Annotated in this window: 18 protein-coding genes; 12 read left to right on the top strand and 6 right to left on the bottom strand. The window is 40.9% G+C overall.

Annotated features, from left to right (window positions below):
- The first annotated feature begins 16 nt into the window (after positions 1–16).
- A complete protein-coding gene (locus tag AUO94_RS06980) occupies positions 17–1,345 on the top strand; it encodes a purine/pyrimidine permease (protein WP_237150189.1) in 1,329 nt (442 codons plus the stop codon).
- 439 nt (positions 1,346–1,784) lie between these two features.
- Here AUO94_RS06980 and pepF read toward each other — a convergent pair whose 3' ends face one another.
- Positions 1,785–3,596, bottom strand: coding sequence for an oligoendopeptidase F (gene pepF, locus AUO94_RS06970; RefSeq protein ID WP_058386542.1), 1,812 nt, complete (start codon positions 3,594–3,596; stop codon positions 1,785–1,787).
- Positions 3,597–4,305: 709 nt separating this feature from the next.
- On the opposite strand from pepF, the gene AUO94_RS06965 reads away from it, so the two are divergent.
- Together AUO94_RS06965 and AUO94_RS06960 are read left to right on the top strand one after the other, a co-directional pair.
- Positions 4,306–4,767 carry a PaaI family thioesterase gene (locus AUO94_RS06965; RefSeq protein ID WP_058386978.1) on the top strand — a complete coding sequence of 154 codons (462 nt, stop codon included), beginning with the start codon at positions 4,306–4,308 and terminating at the stop codon, positions 4,765–4,767.
- A gap of 33 nt (positions 4,768–4,800) precedes the next feature.
- Positions 4,801–5,004 carry a hypothetical protein gene (locus AUO94_RS06960; RefSeq protein ID WP_058386541.1) on the top strand — a complete coding sequence of 68 codons (204 nt, stop codon included), beginning with the start codon at positions 4,801–4,803 and terminating at the stop codon, positions 5,002–5,004.
- A gap of 28 nt (positions 5,005–5,032) precedes the next feature.
- Here the strand turns inward: AUO94_RS06960 and AUO94_RS06955 are convergent, their stop codons facing one another.
- Positions 5,033–5,329 carry a hypothetical protein gene (locus tag AUO94_RS06955; RefSeq protein ID WP_058386540.1) on the bottom strand — a complete coding sequence of 99 codons (297 nt, stop codon included), beginning with the start codon at positions 5,327–5,329 and terminating at the stop codon, positions 5,033–5,035.
- 129 nt (positions 5,330–5,458) lie between these two features.
- Between AUO94_RS06955 and AUO94_RS06950 the strand changes: the two genes are divergently transcribed.
- Positions 5,459–6,136: a hypothetical protein gene (locus tag AUO94_RS06950; RefSeq protein ID WP_058386539.1), complete on the top strand. Its 678-nt coding sequence runs from the start codon at positions 5,459–5,461 to the stop codon at positions 6,134–6,136.
- Positions 6,137–6,253: 117 nt separating this feature from the next.
- Here the strand turns inward: AUO94_RS06950 and AUO94_RS06945 are convergent, their stop codons facing one another.
- Positions 6,254–6,526, bottom strand: coding sequence for a GNAT family N-acetyltransferase (locus tag AUO94_RS06945; RefSeq protein WP_058386538.1), 273 nt, complete (start codon positions 6,524–6,526; stop codon positions 6,254–6,256).
- A 142-nt stretch (positions 6,527–6,668) separates the two neighbouring features.
- Between AUO94_RS06945 and AUO94_RS06940 the strand changes: the two genes are divergently transcribed.
- Entirely contained in the window at positions 6,669–7,577 is a 909-nt protein-coding gene (locus AUO94_RS06940) for a catalase family peroxidase (RefSeq protein WP_058386537.1), read from the top strand.
- 40 nt (positions 7,578–7,617) lie between these two features.
- Here AUO94_RS06940 and AUO94_RS06935 read toward each other — a convergent pair whose 3' ends face one another.
- The 3 genes from AUO94_RS06935 to AUO94_RS06925 all read right to left on the bottom strand — a co-directional run bounded on the left by AUO94_RS06935 (position 7,618) and on the right by AUO94_RS06925 (position 11,234).
- Positions 7,618–8,991, bottom strand: a complete 1,374-nt coding sequence (locus AUO94_RS06935) for a Glu/Leu/Phe/Val family dehydrogenase (RefSeq protein ID WP_058386536.1) — start codon at positions 8,989–8,991, stop codon at positions 7,618–7,620.
- A 106-nt stretch (positions 8,992–9,097) separates the two neighbouring features.
- On the bottom strand, positions 9,098–10,588 hold the full coding sequence (locus AUO94_RS06930; protein WP_058386535.1) for a glycine betaine uptake BCCT transporter: 1,491 nt from the start codon (positions 10,586–10,588) through the stop codon (positions 9,098–9,100).
- Positions 10,589–10,673: 85 nt separating this feature from the next.
- Entirely contained in the window at positions 10,674–11,234 is a 561-nt protein-coding gene (locus tag AUO94_RS06925; RefSeq protein WP_058386534.1) for an SLOG family protein, read from the bottom strand.
- 201 nt (positions 11,235–11,435) lie between these two features.
- Here AUO94_RS06925 and AUO94_RS06920 point away from each other — a divergent pair, with 201 nt between their 5' ends.
- From AUO94_RS06920 to AUO94_RS06890, 7 genes are all read left to right on the top strand, one after another.
- On the top strand, positions 11,436–12,386 hold the full coding sequence (locus AUO94_RS06920; protein ID WP_058386533.1) for a threonine ammonia-lyase: 951 nt from the start codon (positions 11,436–11,438) through the stop codon (positions 12,384–12,386).
- Between the two features lie 459 nt (positions 12,387–12,845).
- Entirely contained in the window at positions 12,846–13,619 is a 774-nt protein-coding gene (locus AUO94_RS06915; protein ID WP_058386532.1) for an SDR family oxidoreductase, read from the top strand.
- Between the two features lie 31 nt (positions 13,620–13,650).
- Entirely contained in the window at positions 13,651–14,208 is a 558-nt protein-coding gene (locus AUO94_RS06910) for a TetR/AcrR family transcriptional regulator (RefSeq protein WP_058386531.1), read from the top strand.
- 21 nt (positions 14,209–14,229) lie between these two features.
- Positions 14,230–14,652: an acyl-CoA thioesterase gene (locus AUO94_RS06905; RefSeq protein ID WP_058386530.1), complete on the top strand. Its 423-nt coding sequence runs from the start codon at positions 14,230–14,232 to the stop codon at positions 14,650–14,652.
- Positions 14,642–16,408, top strand: coding sequence for an acyl-CoA dehydrogenase family protein (locus AUO94_RS06900; RefSeq protein WP_058386529.1), 1,767 nt, complete (start codon positions 14,642–14,644; stop codon positions 16,406–16,408). The genes AUO94_RS06905 and AUO94_RS06900 overlap by 11 nt, the downstream gene beginning before the upstream one ends.
- Positions 16,409–16,420: 12 nt before the next feature.
- Positions 16,421–17,395 (top strand): quinone oxidoreductase family protein, encoded by a 975-nt coding sequence (locus AUO94_RS06895; protein WP_058386528.1) that lies wholly within the window; start codon positions 16,421–16,423, stop codon positions 17,393–17,395.
- 361 nt (positions 17,396–17,756) lie between these two features.
- Complete coding sequence (locus AUO94_RS06890; RefSeq protein ID WP_058386527.1) at positions 17,757–18,680, top strand: ketopantoate reductase family protein; 924 nt, start codon at positions 17,757–17,759, stop codon at positions 18,678–18,680.
- Positions 18,681–18,949: the final 269 nt, after the last annotated feature.

Raw genomic sequence — 18,949 nt, 5'->3', positions numbered from 1 at the left:
TTTTATGTTTCAATAGGTGTATACTGTAATCATTGATAACAGCCAAGAAGTGGAGAAATTGATTATGAAAAATATTTTTGGTGGAGTGCAATGGGCGGTTTTCCTGATCGCCTCTTCCATTGCAGCACCAGTCGCAATTACCGGCATCTTCGGTATGGACACGACAGATGCGGCATTATTTGTGCAACGAACTATATTCGTACTCGGAATTGCTTGTTTAGTACAAGCGTTTATCGGGCACCGAGTGCCAATTAATGAAGGACCGGCCGGGTTATGGTGGGGAGTTTTCATTGTTTATGCGAGTTTGGTTGGAATACTATATTCAACTATGGAAGCATCTCTCCAAGCGTTGCAAAGCGGCTTATTATACAGTGGTGTTTTGTTTATTGTGTTTGCTTATACAGGCTTAGTTGATAAGCTGAAAGTCCTCTTTACACCAACCATTACTTTTGTTTACTTATTATTGTTGGTGCTTCAAATTAGTGAGTCGATTTTGACTGGCCTATTTGGAATCGTTTCAGAAGGCGACCCAGTGGATGGGGTCGTACTAATAGGCAGTATTGTGATCATCGTATTGACTTTCTTTTTTATGAATCACAAAGCAGCTTGGGTTAGCCGTTATTCTGTTTTGTTTGCAATTGCTGCAGGTTGGTTGATTTTCTGGGTGATTGGCAAATTGCCAGAAGCTGAAAACACCACTAGTGACTTAATTTCCATGCCGGAAATGTTAGTTTTTGGACCGTTGATTTGGGATAGTGGGATGTTCGTCACAGCCTTGTTTTTGACGATTTTGCTGATTGCCAATATGATGGCATCAATTCGTGTGATGGAGAGTGTTTTGAAGAATTCTTTTTCAATTGAGGTACCCGATCGTATTAAGCAAGCATCCGTAGCATCAGGAATCAATCATATTATTGCTGGATTATTTTCTTCAATTGGACCTGTACCTATTTCTGGAGCGGCTGGGTTTGTTAGTGCCACGAAAACACCAGCGCTAAAGCCTTTTATCTTTGGCGGTGTGATTGTTGTGTTGATTAGTTTTTTTCCGGATATCATGGCAATTCTTGCTTCGCTGCCAGCGCCGGTAGCGTACGCTGTCATTTTTGCAGTATTCACCAAAATGGTGGAAATGGCCTTTATTGAACTAGAATATGAAACAAATAAACAGCGTGCTTATAAAGTAGTAGCTTTTGGTCTGATGAGCGGTGTTGGCATCATGTTTGTACCGACTGAAAGCATGGCGAACTTGCCTTCTGTTGTGGCAGCTACGTTATCAAATGGTTTAATCACCGGTACCATTATCGCCATTGCTGTAGAGCAGCTATTATTGTGGCAGAAAAAATGAAAATGGAAAGAGCCTTACGCAGCTACTTTGCGTAAGGCTCTTTTTTAGACTTTGGGGCGCTTGCGCTTTTTTGTGTCCAGACTCCAGCGCCCAGATTCTAGGGTCATAAGCCAACCCAGCTGTGCGGCAAAGTGCGCCGCTTCGCCGGTTTGTCTTATGCCCGTCGAACCTACACGGGCGCTTGCGCTTTTCTTATTGTCCAGACTCCAGCGCCCAGCCCCTCGAGTCGCTTCAGCTTGGCCACTAATGGCTGAAAAACGCCATGACTGCCCAAGCTTCCAGCGCTTGTCGAACCTACACGGGCGCTTGCGCTTTTCTATGTCCAGACTCCAGCGCCCAGATTCTAGGGACATAAGCCAACCCAGCTGTGCGGCAAAGTGCGCCGCTTCGCCGGTTTGTCTTATGCCCGTCGAATCTACACGGGCGCTTACGCTTTTCGTTATTCCGCTTCGATTTCGTTAGTAAGACGGACGAGTTCGTCAACCAATTCTCCGATATAGGAAATCGTGTCGCGTAATGGTTGTTCTGTCGTGATATCGACTCCAGCCATCTGTGCAAGTTCTACTGGTGATTTAGTGCCGCCGGCTTTTAAAACTTCCAACCATTCATCTACGGCTGGTTGTCCTTCATTTAGAATTCGCTTGGATACTTGAGTGGAAATGGTCAATCCCGCGCTGTAAGTGTACGGATATAAGCCGAGGTAGTAGTGAGGCTGACGCATCCACGTCAATTCAGCGCCATCTGTAATGTCGACAGCATCTCCCCAGAATTCTTCCAGAACACTGCGTTTAATCGTATTCAGAATTCCCGCATTGACGCTTTGCCCCGCATCAATCCGTTCATACACTTTGCGCTGATAAGCAGCTTCAAGTAAGTGTGTAACGAAGTTATGATAATAGGTTCTAGCGACGATTGATGAAATTACCCAGCGTTTAAATTTCAGGTCTCCCGAATTTTTCAATAAATGATTAGCGACAAGCATTTCATTCATTGTAGAAGGTGCTTCGATAAAATAAAGAGACGGCCGGGCATTAAGAATGTTCTGCTCTCGGTTGGCATTATAGAAGTGACCCGCGTGGCCAAGTTCGTGAGCCAGCACAAAGACTTCGTTCATGCGACCAGTCCAAGAAATTAAAATATAGGGATGATTTCCGTAAGGGCTCGAACAGAAAGCGCCGGTAGATTTCCCTTTGTTTTGGGCAAAGTCGATCCATCTTTCAGAATAAGAGCGATCGACCATTTCAATATAATCCGGACCCATAATGGCAAGAGCATCATCGATATATTGTTTGGATTCTTCAACCGTAATTTCGGGTTCGTAGCTCGGATCTAACGAAATTTTCAAATCGGCGAAAGTCATCCGATCCAGTCCATGGACTTTCTGCAATAGTTTGGCGTATTTTTGCATATGAGGTGCAAGTTCCTTTGTGATTAAATCAATTTGGCGATCATAAAGAGAGCGATTTACTTCTTGGTTAAAAAGAAGGTAGTCAAAAATACTGTCATAACCACGTAAATCTGCTGTTGTTTTTTCCGTCTGCAATTGTATATCGTAAGTTTTAGCCGTCGTATGCTGATAGTCTTTTAGTTTTTTTGAAAAAGCGTCAAATGCTGCACGACGAATTTCTGTATCCGGTTCTGCTTCCCAATCCCCTTCGAAAGAGACATAGCTAAGTGGATACTGTTGACCGTTTACTTCAAAATCCTCAAAGTTCATATCGACCATTTTTGTTGTATTGTAAAGGCCATAAGGTGCGTTAAATGTCGATGAGTAAGCGGCCAAGCTTTTTTCTGCTTCTGGATGCAGTTGATAAGGTTTTTTTCGGAGAAGTTTTTTAAGAAATACGTTAAATTCTGCTGATTCTTCTATTGCTTGCTCTACTGTTTCTTTCGGCAAAGTGAGAAGTTCGCTAGTAATAAAAGAAAGTGTGCTGCCAATTTTAGCGGCAGCTGCGCCAAACTTACTAGATTGCAGCTGAGCCTTATCGTCTGTTTGATCTGTGCTGGCTGACAAATTTGCATGAGTGCTTAACAATACTAACTTTTCTAGAAAAGCCATGTAGTCTGTTAACACTAAAATGATAGTAGACGCATTGACAATTTGCCCTTGGAATTTTTGGTTTAGATCTTCGGCTTCTTGCTCGAGACTTTCTAAGGCCAGATTGAAATTGTCAGAGCTGTTGTATAAACTGGATAAATCCCATGTCTCTTCGACGGGTATAGTTGAACGCGGGGGTAAACTTGTAACCATATAATCTCTCCTCTATGTATTACGGATTTCGAACTAATTACTAGTATAATCGGCAAATATAAAAATGTAAAAATAAATTTCAGAATTTATTAAAAAATTTTAAAAAGTAGGTTTATTTATAGATTAATGGTGGTACTATATAAATACAAGGCGGAATCACCGTCAGAAGAATACGACTGGATTCGATCCAGAATCGCCTTCGGACGAGAAATTGCACAGCCTTGGCGGGAAATTTGCTTTACTGACGATATTTACTCTTGTCAGGGACCATCGTTATTCAGGTTTCTATCCGGTAAGTGTTTCAAACAGTAAGCCGTAAGTTTTTTGTGGAAGTGCATTTGAAAGCCTGACTGCAGTACCGAAAAATTCACTGAGATATTGATGTGAATGCAATTGCCTTATTGGCGAATGACAGTCAGCGTAACTAAACTGCAATGACGAGAGTTTCGTATTCGTCAGAGATGTACAGTTTGTAGAAAGAATTTAATAGGATTTTCCGCGTGCAAAACTCCCTCAGGGTTTTCGAGGGATGGAAAAAGGAAAAAGCATGATCTGATGAAAAGGATCATGCTTTTTCCTTTGGATTTTGAAATATCAGTTTTTTAGTGTAGGCTATTTGTATAGACTTTTGAAAAGTTAAAGTTTATGTAAGGTATGTTCAATGCTAAAAAAGGAATAGGGGGAATTAGTCGTGGAGAATCATTCAATAATGGCAATACAGGACGAATATGCAGAAGACTTTGCCTGGTGTTATGGTTGCGGTAGACTCAACACAGAAGGTCATCAATTCCGTACAGCCTGGAACGGCGAAGAAACTGTTACTTTATATAGACCCAAACAAGTACATACAGCAATTCCTGGATTTGTTTACGGAGGATTGATTGCTTCGTTGGTTGATTGTCATGGAACGGGTTCGGCGTCGTTAGCACTGCACCGAAAAAACGGTTTTGAGCCAGGAAGTGGGGAAGCACCGCCACGTTTTGTTACAGCTTCTTTACAGGTTGATTATTTAAAACCGACACCTCAAGGAATTGTTTTAAAAGCAGTTGGCAAAATCGAAGAAATTCATCCAAAGAAATTTAAGGTGAAGATAGAGGTCTTCGCAGGTGAAACGCTATGTGCAACAGGCGAGGTCAAGGCAGTAGTAATGCCGGCTTCTTTTGCTAAATAAATTGAAGTGGATTAGAAAAAGGAGTGCTTGACGATGATGGAGGATAAAAAAGAAAAAGAACTAGAAGAACGTTCACAACCTATAGAACCGGAAGAAATTGAAGCAGAAATTGAACCGGCCGAAAAGGATTCGAAGTTTGATAAAATCTATAGCAATGTTGCATCTAACCGGTACGAAAATCTGCAGACGAGTTACATTGAAATGAAAGCTAAAGAACTGCGGAAACGCAAAAAATAAAAGATTGAGTGCGTAGGCACTCGATCTTTTATTTTTTTGAAAGTTTTTCAATTTCTTCTGAAACTACAAAAGCCAAATCATCGTTTCCAAACATTTGGAGAACATCCAATAAGGTTTCGTGGCTAAGGTCCAGTTCTTCGCCATCTGCCTGATCGATTGCAACAGTCAGGACAGAACTTTGTAATTGTTGTGGGTATGCACGCTGATAAAGTTCAGCGGGGTTTAGTTGATAGTTTATACACCATTGAACAAAAAGTTGTACCATGATTTGTTCATCTTGTTGGTATTTTTTAATGATGTATTCATCTCGATTTTCATAGTCCATGTATAGGCACCTCCACCATAAATAGATTAGTGATAGTAGCATACCAAACTATTCAAGTACCTGCATGGACTTCTGCCCATTTTTCCTCTAGAATGGAGGCATAGCAACAATAGTATCGGAGGATGAATTATGAAGTTATTGCAAGTACGAAAAGGACAATTCGTTTATTACCAAAATGAATTGCACAAAGTTTATTCTGTAAAACCGCTGGCTAAAAGGTCAGTACTGATGTTCCGTGTTAAAGATATGGAGCAAGTCTCAAGCAAAGCTGACGAAGTCACATTCTACAAACCAAAGCACATGGATTCTTTCTTATTCTTTGGTTCTAGATTTACTTTGCGTGAAAATCAGCCGGCAGAAGAAGGCGGCTATATCTTAATCACTAAACCAGATCCGGATTACATGGATCATTACTCGCTCAATGAATTTGAAAGAGTTGAGTCGGTTGAAGGGAAAAACGTTATTACGACGCGTCAAAATACGGTGAAATCAAAAGAATTTCTCGTGATGACACCTGGCGAAGAAGCGAGTAGCAACGATATCGTTTACTTTGATAAATCTAAGGTGTCGGCTGAACAGCTCGAGCAAGACGCTCAATTAGAAGAAGTACTGCGTGAGAAAAACGCAATTCGCCCTTCTATTGGAGATGTCTACTTGAACTTGGATAATACAGGAACGGCAATGGTAGTGGCGATAGTTGAAGAAGAAGTGATTCTGGGTACAGGAGAGCGACTTACTTTTCACCAATTGTACAAAGCAGATAACTGGAGTTATTTGTATAACATCACGGATGGCGAATTTAGATAGAGAGTATAAAAGGCGACCCCATTGCGGGTCGCCTTTTAGTTCGGTTATTTTTCCAGCACTTGGCTGGATATCTAAAAATTACTTTGCTTAAAGCAAGTTCTTGCTCTAGGCGGGTGATTATTTATTTTCCAGTACATCCTGGAATTCGGGTGTTTTTTCGATAACGCTATTGGCAAATGGGCATTGGGGGTCTATTTTTTTGTTTTCACTGCGGGCGTATTCCACAATTTGTGCAACTAGTTTTTGACCGATTCCCTGCCCTTCTAACTGTGGAGACACTTCAGTATGATCGATAGTTAGTACCTCGTTTTTTGTTGTATAGCTTAAAAATGCTATTTCTTCGGAATTTTCAATTGCTGAGATTTTTTTATTTTCCTGTATGAAATCCACTAACGTTCCCTCCTCCGATTACTAGTTATCCGACTGTCTTTTACTGTATTCCCTTTAGGAAAAAGAATATTCATTTATGTTCATCTAAATGAAGAAGTTAAAAGCAGAAAAAAGGGTATGCAACGATATAAGAGGTGATGAAATGAAAAAACTGGCAAAGACCACTATTGATCAAATTGAAAAGGTGTTTGATGTCCCAACAGGTTACCGGAGAGCTCATGCAAGAGGAAAAAGCTATAAGGCTCGTTTTATAGCAAACGGTTCCGCTAGTCATTTAACTGTAGCGCCCCATTTCCAAAAAGGAGAAACCGCAGCATTTGTCCGATTTTCACATTTTTCTCCAGATCCAACATGGGCTGATGCGATGTCTCCAGTCAAAGGAATGGCCGTTCAATTCCTTTTGCCGGATGGTGAAATGACGAATATCGTAGGTGTCACCTCTCCTGTTTTTTTTGCTAAAACACCTGAAATCTTTTCTGAAATGCTTGGCGTGGTAAAGTCGTTTAAAAAAGGAAAGCCTAGTTTAAAAGAGCTGGTAAGCTTATTAGCTGATTATCCTGAAAGTGGGGCGATGCTCAATAATATTCGAAAAATGCAGGCGCCTTCTAGTTTTTCTACAGGTCAGTACCATTCCATTCATGCGTTTTATTTGATTAGCCAACAAAGTCAAAAGCAGCCGATTAAATATCTTTGGGAACCGGAAAATGGAGTAGAAACTTTGTCTCCGCTTGACGCAATCGCTTTACCGGTCGGATTTTTCGAAGCAGACATGGAAGACCGGATTGCAAAAGGTCCTGTAAAATTCCAGCTTGATGTCATAATAGGTCAATCGGAAGACCCCACGGATGATCCGACGAAAGAATGGCCAAAAACTCGGGAAAGACTAACGGTTGGTTATTTGGAAATAACGGAAAAAGCACCAGAGGCAGAAGGTATTTTGTTCGACCCGACTGTTATGACAGCAGGGCTCGAATGTTCAGAAGATCGAATTCTAAACTTCCGGCATCATGCATATGAAATTTCTCATCAACGCAGAATGTCAGAAACGTAAACAACGCACAGCCCTTGATAAGGCTGTGCGTTGTTTACGTTTAATAAAGCTTACCCTGTCGATAAATGACAGTCGATAATCGCATAACCGCGTGAATAAAGCAGTTTTGACGAAGAGCAAATGGATCTCCATAGTACTGCGGGAGAATCATGTCCATCGTTTCTTTCATTTTGTCTATCAATAGCCGATAGACTTCGGCTTCGTCATAAAATTGAGTTTCACGTCCTTGTAGCCACTCAAAATAAGAGACAATGACCCCCCCGGCATTTGCCAGAATATCAGGAATGATAACGACTCCATGCTCACTCAAGTATTGATCAGCTTCTGGTGCAGTCGGAGCGTTCGCGCCTTCAATGATGATTCGTGCTTGAACGTCTGCCATATTGTCTTTTCGAATTTGGTTTTCTAACGCTGCGAGAAGCAAGATATCCACGGGTAACGTAACTAGGCAGTCACGATCTTTGATTTCAGCCTTAATAGCAGCGTTTTGCAGCTGCTCTTCTGTGGATGGTAAATCACCACGATTCGTTTTGGCGAATTCAATTAATGTAGGTATATCCAATCCGTCTTCATTGTATAAAGTAACGTTGCGGTCACTAACAGCGACAATTTTATGTTTGATTAAATGGCAGTGATAGGCTTCGAGGGCGGCTACAGAGCCCACGTTTCCGAATCCTTGAACCGCCATTTTTAATGGCCGGTCGTATAACTCTAATGTCGTTTTGGCAAAAAGGTTGTCGCTTTGGGCAAGCATTTGCTCATTGGCTTTCACGTAATCATGAAGTAAATAACGGAATGTAAAGTATACTCCTTTGCCAGTTGCTTCACGTCTGCCAAGTGAACCACCATTTACAACACTTTTACCAGTAAAACTTCCTAGGTAAGGGGTGCCGTCATGGATTTCCTTATATTCTGCCATCATCCAGTCCATTTCTCGTTCGCCCGAACCCATGTCTGGTGCAGGAATATCTTTGTCAGGACCGATAACATCTGTGAAATACCGAACATATTCTTTAGAAATGAGATTGAGTTCTTTTTCTGAGTAGTTCCTCGGATTGATGACGATGCCACCTTTTGCTCCTCCAAAGGGTACTTTGTGAAGAGCATTTTTTAAAGTCATCAAAAAAGCGAGGTTGATGATTTCATCTTCATTGACGCTTTCATGGAAACGGATACCGCCCTTATAAGGACCCATTGCATTATTATGCTGTGCGCGATAAGAAGGAATTCGGACCACACTTCCATCATCTAATGGAATCCTGAGAAAAGATTTATGTAGATTGTCGGGGGTGGAAAGAATTGCACTTAGTGAAGTGAATGCCTGTCTGCGATTTTCTAGGTCGGGTAAAAATGAATCATTTTCTAGCAAGGCATCTAATGATTCCTGTATCACTTTTTGAGTTTCTGTCTGCATGACTAGAACACCTCCAAATGTATAGTATAGTTATCCTTACCCTAACTTTCTTGGTTTAATCAATAAGAAAAGCCGTCTTCAGAAACATTCCCGAAGACGACTTTTTTTATTTTTTATTTTTTATCATGTCCATTTCTGAATTTAATGCTTTGAATAAAGAAATGACCATTAAAATAATGACAAAAGAGAAGGGCAATGCCGCAACGATGATGGTATTTTGTACTGCGGTTAAACCACCTACGGATAATAGAATTGCAGCTACCGTCGATTGAGCAATTCCCCATAAAATTTTGATTTGATTGCTGGGCAGTAGTGAACCGCGTGTTGATTGCATTCCTAGCACAAAAGTGGCTGAATCAGCGGATGTGATAAAGAATGTGCTGACCAGTAAAATAGCGACAATTGACATGATAAACCCAAAAGGCATCTCATTGAACATCGCAAACAAAGTTTGTTCAGCTGGGAAAGAAGCTAAATCTATACCACTCTTTTGGAAATTGATTGCGGTTGTTCCAAAAGTGGCAAACCAGATCGATCCAAAAATCGTTGGCGCAAGTACGACACCTGTCAGAAACTCGCGAATGGTGCGGCCTTTAGAGACGCGCGCGATAAACATACTGACAAATGGTGCCCATGAAATCCACCATGCCCAGTAGAAAATAGTCCAACCGTCCAACCAACTACGGTTTTCCGCATTTAATGGAGCAGATTTAAAACTTGTGCTAATTAGGTTTTGAATATATTCTCCGAAATTTTCTGTGAACATATTCAAGATTAACAGAGTTGGGCCTAATATTAACACCATTACTAAAAGAACGACGGCTAAGACCATATTGGTATTAGACAAATACTTGATGCCTTTGTTAAGTCCTGACCATGCTGAAATGATGAATAGAATGGTGACCACACCTATAATTGCCATCTGTACCCAATAGGTTTGAGGTGCGCCAAATAAATAAGCGAGTCCACCATTAATTTGAGCAGCACCAAAGCCAAGTGAAGTTGCTACGCCAAATACGGTAGCAAAAACAGCAAGCACGTCAACAAGCGTTCCTAACGGACCATTCATTTTATCACCAAAAATTGGCTTTAATGTTGACGAAATTAATGCAGGTTGGCCTTTTCTAAATTGGAAAAAGGCTAAAGATAAAGCAACCATTCCGTACATCGTCCAAACGTGAATCCCCCAATGATAAAAAGTTCGTTGCAAGGATTCCTTAAATGCCTCATCAGTTCCTGGAACAGCAGTTGCAGGTTGAACAGCAAAGTGAGATAAGGGTTCCGAAGCGCCATAAAAGACGAGACCAATCCCCATACCCGCAGAAAACAACATTGAAATCCAGCTGAATGTTGAGAATTCTGGGCGATCGGAATCTTTGCCGAGTCTAATTTTGCCGTAAGGACTCACAATGATAATGATGACAAAAATCATGAGAATTGCCATGATCAATAAATAATACCAACCGAATGTTGTATTGATAAAATTGCGGATACTTCCAGTGGCGGACTCAAAGGCTTGCGGCGCGATAACGCCAAAAGCAACAGTTAAAATTACTAGTGCAAATGTGATATAAAAGACTTTCGAAGCTTTTTTCATAGAACCCTCCTGAGGAAATTTTTAACATAGCCTTTAAGGGTACCTAAAAGCAGGTCTATAGTCAACCGCTGTGGCACACTCGTCTTTAATCATGCCACTCCTCCATTTGTTCTTCTTCTGCAACAACGCGGAGGTCATCGCCAGTTATCGTTAGTACTTCATAATCTGCTGTCTCTGCGTAACGTTCGGCTTCTTTTTTTATGAATTTTGGAGAACCATCAGTTTCTTCATCATAGACGATTAAAATGCCATCAGAATTGCGCAGAAAAAATTTGTTTTTCTCGATAAATTGCCAAGGCGCCTCGTAAGGCTTACTAGTTAAGCTGCGATGGAAGTCGGCGCTGTCGATGATCATTCGGTAGTTTTCTTGCTTAGTTTCGTTCCATCTTTTTTCTTGATCGATAAACGGTGTTAACAACGCATATTTTAATTGAGGAAATTCTTCTTTCAACTCAAGAACGACTTCTGCAGCCCAAGTTTCGATACCAAGCTGGCCACTTAAAATAACCCATTCGAGCCCTTCGTCAAGTAACACACGGAATCTGTTTTCTAGCGCTTTTTTAATAAAGCGAATACCGGGATTCTTTTCGTCAAATATTCCTAGTTCGTGCTGTTTGTAACCAGTGACGACTAATCGCTTCAACAATTTTTTCACTCCCTTTAAAAGATTTGAAATTTTAGTCTACATGAAAGAAGAAGGATTGAATACTCAAGCCGTTTGTAAGTGACAACGGCAAGTACTTACTGATGATCTGAATTACTGTAATAGTTAATTTACTTGAGTGTGAGTATGATAAAATACAGTCCATATAGAAAAATTCAATCATTAAGAGAGGAAGTGAACAAGGTGGTTAGCTTAAATGACGTAAAAAAAGCACATGAGGAGATAAACGATATTATCCATAAAACTCCGATTTTAACATCATCACTTTTAAACGTCCGTTGTGACAGAGAAGTTTATTTAAAAGCAGAGCATCTCCAAAAAACGGGTTCTTTCAAAATAAGAGGAGCTGCCAATGCAGTCAAGCAAGCAATGGCAGAAGGAGCGTGCTTTATCACAGCAGCGTCGTCAGGGAATCATGGGCAAGCAGTTGCCTATATTGCCAATCAGCTGGGCATACCCGCAGTGATTGTCGTACCAGAAGATGCGAATCGTGCCAAAGTCTCAGCTATTAAAGCATACGGTGCAGAAGTTGAATATTGCGGGTTAACATCCGCTGATCGAATACCAAGAGCTAAGCAACGTGCAAAAGAAAATAATGGAGTATATATACCCCCGTATGATCATCCTGCTGTTATCGCTGGGCAAGGCACTGTTGCACTTGAAATTTTACAACAAGTAATGGAAGTTGACGTTATTGTTGTGCCAGTAGGAGGAGGTGGCTTGATGGCTGGTGTTCTTTGTGCGGTCAAGAACATGAAGCCGACAGTTCGAGTGGTAGGTGTCGAACCTGAATCAGCAAATGATACATTTTTATCACTTCGACAAGGGGAAATTACCGCAATTTCCGAAACTTCAACTATCGCTGACGGACTGCGTACTTTACAACCGGGTAATTTAACCTTTCCTATTTTGAAAGAGCATTTGGATGATTCCGTTCTGGTTACAGAAGCTGAGATAATAGAAACTCTTCAATTTTTGATGGAACGTACAAAGCAACTTGTCGAACCATCAGGAGCCGCTGCACTCGCTGCTGTCATGTCTGGGAAAGTAGGGGGCAAAAATGACAAGGTTGCGGTCATTTTGTCTGGTGGGAATATCGATCTTCATCAAATTTCGAATATGTTAGAAAGTTGAATGGTTAAATGCGAGTCGAATAACAAACTAAAAGTTACGATGTTCGGTGAATAGATGAAGGCAGCGACAAACACCAGCAAAGAAAAAATAGTGAACATCTAATGAAAATGAAAAGCTGGGTCTGTCCCATAAGCCTCTTACATAAAACAGCCAGAGAAAAAGGATTCTTTTTCTCTGGCTGTTTTTTGACTGCCGCCGAGAATATAGAAAGCAGCTGACGGCAATGAAAACGGCAACTTCCGAGGAAGCGTACGTCGCAATGAACATCAGTTTGTTCTGTAGCATGCAAAAGGAGCTGCACTTAAAAAGTCATTGTTCATGCTCTCTTGGGATAACCTTTCTACTTACTATGAAATCCTTTCTTGCAATACAAAATGAGAAGCGGTAACATAAATTTTAAGTATTCTGAACATACCGACTAGTTAGTATAGGGTCGATCAGCAGTTAGGAGGATGACAAATGAGTGTAATGGCGTTATTTAAGCTAGATGGTAAGACGGCAATTGTGACAGGAGGTGGCCGAGGTCTTGGGGCTATGATGGCAGAAGCTTTTGCTGAGGCAGGAGCTAACGTTGTCTTGTGTTCGCGAAAAGTAGAGGCCTGTCAGGAAAAAGCAGACAAACTAGCAAAGATGGGAGTCGCTACATTAGCATTGGCCTGTGATGTCACCAATGAGTCTGATGTAGAAAACCTTGTGCAACAAACACTAGAAACGTTTGGTTCGATAGATATTTTGGTCAATAATTCGGGAGCCACGTGGGGGGCACCTGTTGTTGACATGCCGATAGATGCCTGGAAAAAAGTGATGGATGTAAATGTTACGGGCACATTCCTGATGAGTCGTGAAGTCGGAAAAGCGATGATCCAACAAAAGAGCGGAAAAATTATCAATATCTCATCAGTTGCCGGATTGGGTGGAATTGATCCAACGTTAATGGATACGATTGGCTACAACACCAGTAAAGGAGCCGTCATTACTTTCACGAAAGATTTGGCTGCAAAGTGGGGACAGCATAATATCAATGTCAATGCGATTGCCCCTGGATTTTTCCCAACCAAAATGTCAAAAGCAGTGATGGATAAAGGTCAGGAAGGGTTATTATCCAGAACGCCTTTAAATCGCTTTGGGACAGAACAAGACTTAAAAGGGACTGCTGTATTTTTAGCATCGAAGGCATCTGATTATATCACCGGAGATGTCGTAATCGTTGACGGAGGTATGCATGTGCTGTGAGCTATAGGAAAACGAATGGTGGTAGATAATCATGAAAAATGACATTAAACAAAAAAGCATTCTTCTGTTTGAAAAAAAAGGTTTTAGTGAGACATCTATACAAGATATTGTCGAAACTCTAGGCGTAACTAAAGGGACCTTCTACTATTATTTCACGAGCAAGGAACAATTGTTGATGGATATTCACGTAAGTTATATTGATGATTTACTAGAACGTCAGGAAACAGTTCGTCTAAATCAGCTCAGCAACCGTAAAAAGCTAGAAGAGCTTATCGCGTTACTAATTATAGATATCGCGAATCATGGACCGAGTGGCAAAGTATTCTTCAGAGAAATGCGCCATCTTTGTGAAGACAATGCACGAGAGGTAAAAAGAAAGCGTGAAAAATTCCGAAAAAACTTGGAAGCCATCATAAGTGAAGGCATTGCTCAAAATGAATTTAAGAAAGAGCTTGAGCCCGGTATAATTGCTTTTGCCATTTTAGGTGTTACTAATTGGAGTTATCAATGGTTTAATCCATCTGGAGAAATTTCAGCAGATCGGCTGGCGCGTGTATACAGTGATTTAATTTTTAATGGCATTGTTTAATAGATGAAGGAGGAAATAGAAATGGCATATGAAATTCCAGTGAAGACACGGTTTTGCGAGACAGATGCATTGGGCCATATTAATAATGTTAGTTATTTCATATACCTAGAAGAAGCGCGGACAGATTTTTTTGCGGAACTTGGCTTTGGACGCGACCTCAATAACTGGAAGATTATTCTTGCCTCAATTTCTTGTGATTTTGTTAGTCAAGGCTATTACAATCAAAAGTTAATCGTTCAAACAGAAGTTAGTAAAATTGGGAATTCAAGCTTCCAGTTAGTACATAAAATCAAAGATGCAGAGAGTGGCGAACTGATTGCAAAAGGGCGAGCAAATGCCGTCCATTTTAACTTTGATACACAAAAAAGCGAAAGCTTACCTGAAGAAAAACGCCAGCAACTTGAAAAGTATTTGATCAAGGAGGAAAGCCACCGTGGAAACTAAAACCTCAACATATAAAGGGGCAGCTTTTCTTTATCAATCCTCTGAACACTTTTTCACACCGGAAGACTTTACTGATGAACATAAATTGATTGCTAAAACGGCTACTCGCTTTCTAGAAAAAGAGGTACGGCCAAATAATGATGAAATCGAAAAACAGAATTTTGGCTTGGTCAAAATTCTGTTTAAAAAAGCTGGCGAACTGGGTTTGCTCGGTCATAGTGTTCCAAAAGCTTACGGGGGGCTAGGTCTAGACAAAATAAGCAAAGGACTAGTTGGTGAATCGCTTGGTTCAGCAGGAGGCTATGGCGTAGCGCATTCTAATCATACATGTATCGCCACTTTGCCAATTACCTATTTTGGAACAGCAGAGCAAAAAGAGCGGTACTTGCCAAAACTCGCTTCTGGTGAATTTATCGGTGCGTATTGTCTGACTGAACCCGGGGCAGGGTCGGATGCTCTTTCTGCGAAAACCACTGCTAAACTCGATGAGGCAAAGACTCATTACCTATTAAATGGAACGAAAATGTTCATCACAAACGCGGATTTTTCAGATACCTTTATCGTTTATGCAAAAGTAGATGGCACAGCGTTTACGGCATTTATCGTTGAAAAAGACTACCCCGGGTTATCTCTTGGACCTGAAGAGCAGAAAATGGGCATCAAAGGTTCTTCTACGCGTGCAGTCATTTTTGAAGATTGTCGAGTACCAGTAGAAAATCTGCTTGGTGAAATCGGCAAAGGCCACATGATCGCTTTGAATGTCTTGAATTTGGGACGCTTCAATTTGGGTTCTGCCTGCATGGGCGCAGCAAAATACGGACTAGAGTTGGCACTGAAATATACCAAAGCACGTCACCAGTTTGGTAAAGCGATTGCTGAATTTACAGCTACGCAAGAAAAAATAGCGGATATGGCATTACGTATTTATGCTTCTGAGTCGTTGCAATATCGGACAGCGGGGTACTTAGAAGACGCGCTTGGTAATCTTTATGAATCACAAGATCATGGCGTAATTGCTAAACAGTTAATGGAATATGCAGTCGAGTGTGCAGTGTGTAAAGTATATGGCTCGGAAACGCTTGACTTTGTTGCGGACGAAGCACTTCAATTGCATGGGGGATATGGCTATATTAAAGAATACAAAATAGAACAATTGTACCGAGATTCACGAATCAACCGAATTTTTGAAGGTACAAATGAAGTGAACCGCTTGTTGATACCTGGAAATTTGTTGAAGTTGGCAGCGAAAGGGGAAGTACCGCTTTCCCAACTGGTGGCTTCAACTATTGAAGAAATGGGGTCGCCTCTAAAAATAGCAGATGGTCCTATTTCCCGGGAAATAGAAAGCGTAGAGGCGATACGCCGCATCTTCTTGTTTTGCATAGGAATTGCGTATCAAGCATATGGCAGTCGACTGAGCGAGGAACAAGAAATTCTGATGATGTTGGCCGATATCGCAATTGCTTTATATGCTTTGGAATCGGCAGTGATTCGAACCGCGAAAGCAATAGCAACAGATAAGGAACAGCTATCTGCACAGAAACTGCCATTGGTGCAGGCGTTGAGTGGGGATGCATTGCTAGAAGTAGAAATGAATGCGCGCAAATTGCTGCAATATGCTTCTCCAGAAGATCAATTGGTTCGTAATACTACCGCTGTGACCAATGAATTGAGTCGGCTACAGCGGGGTGGCTTGAATAAGATTAAACGTCAAATAGCACAAAATGTATTGAGTGCAGATCGTTATATTTGTTAGGGGGGCTTTAAGATGAAAGTTATTAAATTTGAAGAATATGGTGGGCCAGATGTTTTGCAATGGGTTGAGGCTGAAAAACCAGATCCAAGTGTTAGAGAAGTGGTTATTAAAGTAAAAGCGATTGGTGTTAACTATGCAGACACGGCGAGACGTGAAGGAAAGTACGTGGTACCAACAGAATTGCCTTACATTCCTGGATCTGAAGTAGCAGGTGTAATTGTTGAACTTGGAGAAAATGTATCACAGTTTAAGGTAGGTGATCGTGTCGTCGCACTTATCGGCTCCGCAGGGTATGCCGAATACGCTGCAGTTGATGAAAGTGTTTTAACAAGAGTTCCTGAAGGTGTAGGTTTTGAGCAAGCGGTCGCCTTGCCGCTTCAAGGATTAAGTGCTTATCATATATTGAAAACTATGGGGCGTCTTGAAAAAGGAGAAACTGTATTGATCCATGCTGCTGCAGGCGGTGTTGGTGCAATCGCGGTGCAATTAGCAAAGATTTTTGGTGCAGGAAAAATTATTGCGACAGCTAGCACTGAAGAAAAGCTATTTCATGCACAAAAAATGGGAGCAACCCATCTAGTTAACTACACAGAAGAAGGCTGGGTAGATAAAATAAAAGCTATCACGGACGGTAAAGGTGTCGACTTAGCACTCGAAATGGTTGGTGGTGAAGTATTTAATAAAACCGTGAAATGTCTTGCTCCATTTGGTAGGTTAGTCATTTTTGGAGCAGCCAGTGGAGAACAAGCTTCATTTAATCCAGGCCAATTAATGCGTAAAAATCAATCTGTTATCGGCTTTTTCTTACCACAGATTATGCGCAACCCTGAATTGATTCAAAAAAGTTTTAGTGAACTATTAGCTTATATGAAGACTGGTGAATTGATTTTAACGATTGGTGGAACTTATCCACTTGCTGAAGCTGCCAAAGCGCATTATTCGCTGCAAGGACGGAAAACCATTGGGAAATTGGTTCTCAAGCCATGACATAGTAACTGTCTGTAACATGTTTCAATCCCATCCCCATGCTTGAGATGCTCGGAGTTAAACTAATTTAAATTGAATTGTCCTTTTGGTTAAATCGTGTAAATTGCTTTTTAGCGGAACATGGTGAGAGTTGGATAGTTTTCGGCGCAGGTTTAAACAATGACCTAACGTGGAGGTTGTCGGAATCTGAATTAGCGAACAAAAATGTCATCGAGATACTGTTGACTTGCTACCATCCTTATCCTTTTGATTATGCAAGAGGGTTGGCACACTTGGAATATCTACGGTACAAAAGAATGTACGCGCAAAATAATTCATGGGATTTGGCAACATGAAAAAAGTATAGACAAGGAGTGAGAAAATGAAAATATTAATTGTTGGAGCAGGTGCAATTGGTGGATATTTTGGTGGTCGTTTAGTAGAAAAAGGAGAAGACGTTACGTTTCTTGTAAGAGCAAACAAAAAAGAAATATTGCAACAAACAGGTTTAAACATTCGAAGCAAAAATGGAGATTTACAATTTTCACCGAAGTTAATTACTAAAAGTGATAATAGCAAGCCGTTTGATGTTGTGCTCATTTCTACTAAATCCTATCAGCTTACGACTGCAATCGAAGATGTTCAGCCATTCGTCGGTCCAGAAACCATGATTCTGCCTTTGCTAAATGGGATTGCTCACTTACAGATACTAATCCGAGCATTCGGAGAAGAAAAAGTTCTTGGAGGCTTGTGTTTTGTCGAATCGACTTTGGCGGACGACGGCACAATTGTCCAGACCAGTCCTGTCCATCAATTGGTTTACGGGGAACGAACAGGTCAACAGACAGAACGGATTGGCAAATTAGAGTTGGCCTTTAAAGGAACCAAAGCAGAGTTCGTTAAGAGCGATGACATCAATCAAGATATGTGGCATAAATATTTGTTCATCACAGCGATGTCTGGCATTACATCAATGATGGAGACGTCTATCGGACCTATACGAGATCTTGAAACAGGACAACACGTTATCCGTGTGTTTTTGGAAGAACTTGTAGCTATTATGGAAAAAATAGGTGCACCAATCGCACCAGCAATTGCTGAAACACAATTCCAACGGATTAATGATATGTCAGCGGAAATGAAGTCCTCCATGCAACGTGATATTGAGAAAATGCAGCCTACGGAAGCCGAACATTTGCAAGGTTACTTACTTGGGAAAGCTAAAGAAGTGCAGCTTTCTGTTCCTATTCTTGAAATTATTTTTACAAAATTAATGCTGTACGAACAAAGACAGGCTGTTCAATAGTTTCAAGAAACATTGCTCAGGCTAATCGTTTGCAACTTCCTATCTGAATAAATGACAATAATTTTTCTGTAATTACTGTTACAACGTGTATACTGTCGGAGTGATTTCTTTGTTTCCAATTCTAGGTGGGTAAGAGAGAGGGAAGTTCTTAATACATGTGTACAGCTGTAGCATTTGTGAAATAAAAGAAATATTTGTCAGAACATTTACATTCTTTTGACAATCATCTATGATTGGCATACAAGCGATTTTTTAGCGTTTGTAAAAAA

The sequence above is a fragment of the Planococcus kocurii genome, assembly GCF_001465835.2.
Classification (GTDB): Bacteria; Bacillota; Bacilli; order Bacillales_A; family Planococcaceae; genus Planococcus; species Planococcus kocurii.
This window is presented reverse-complemented; position numbering and strand designations above follow the sequence as displayed.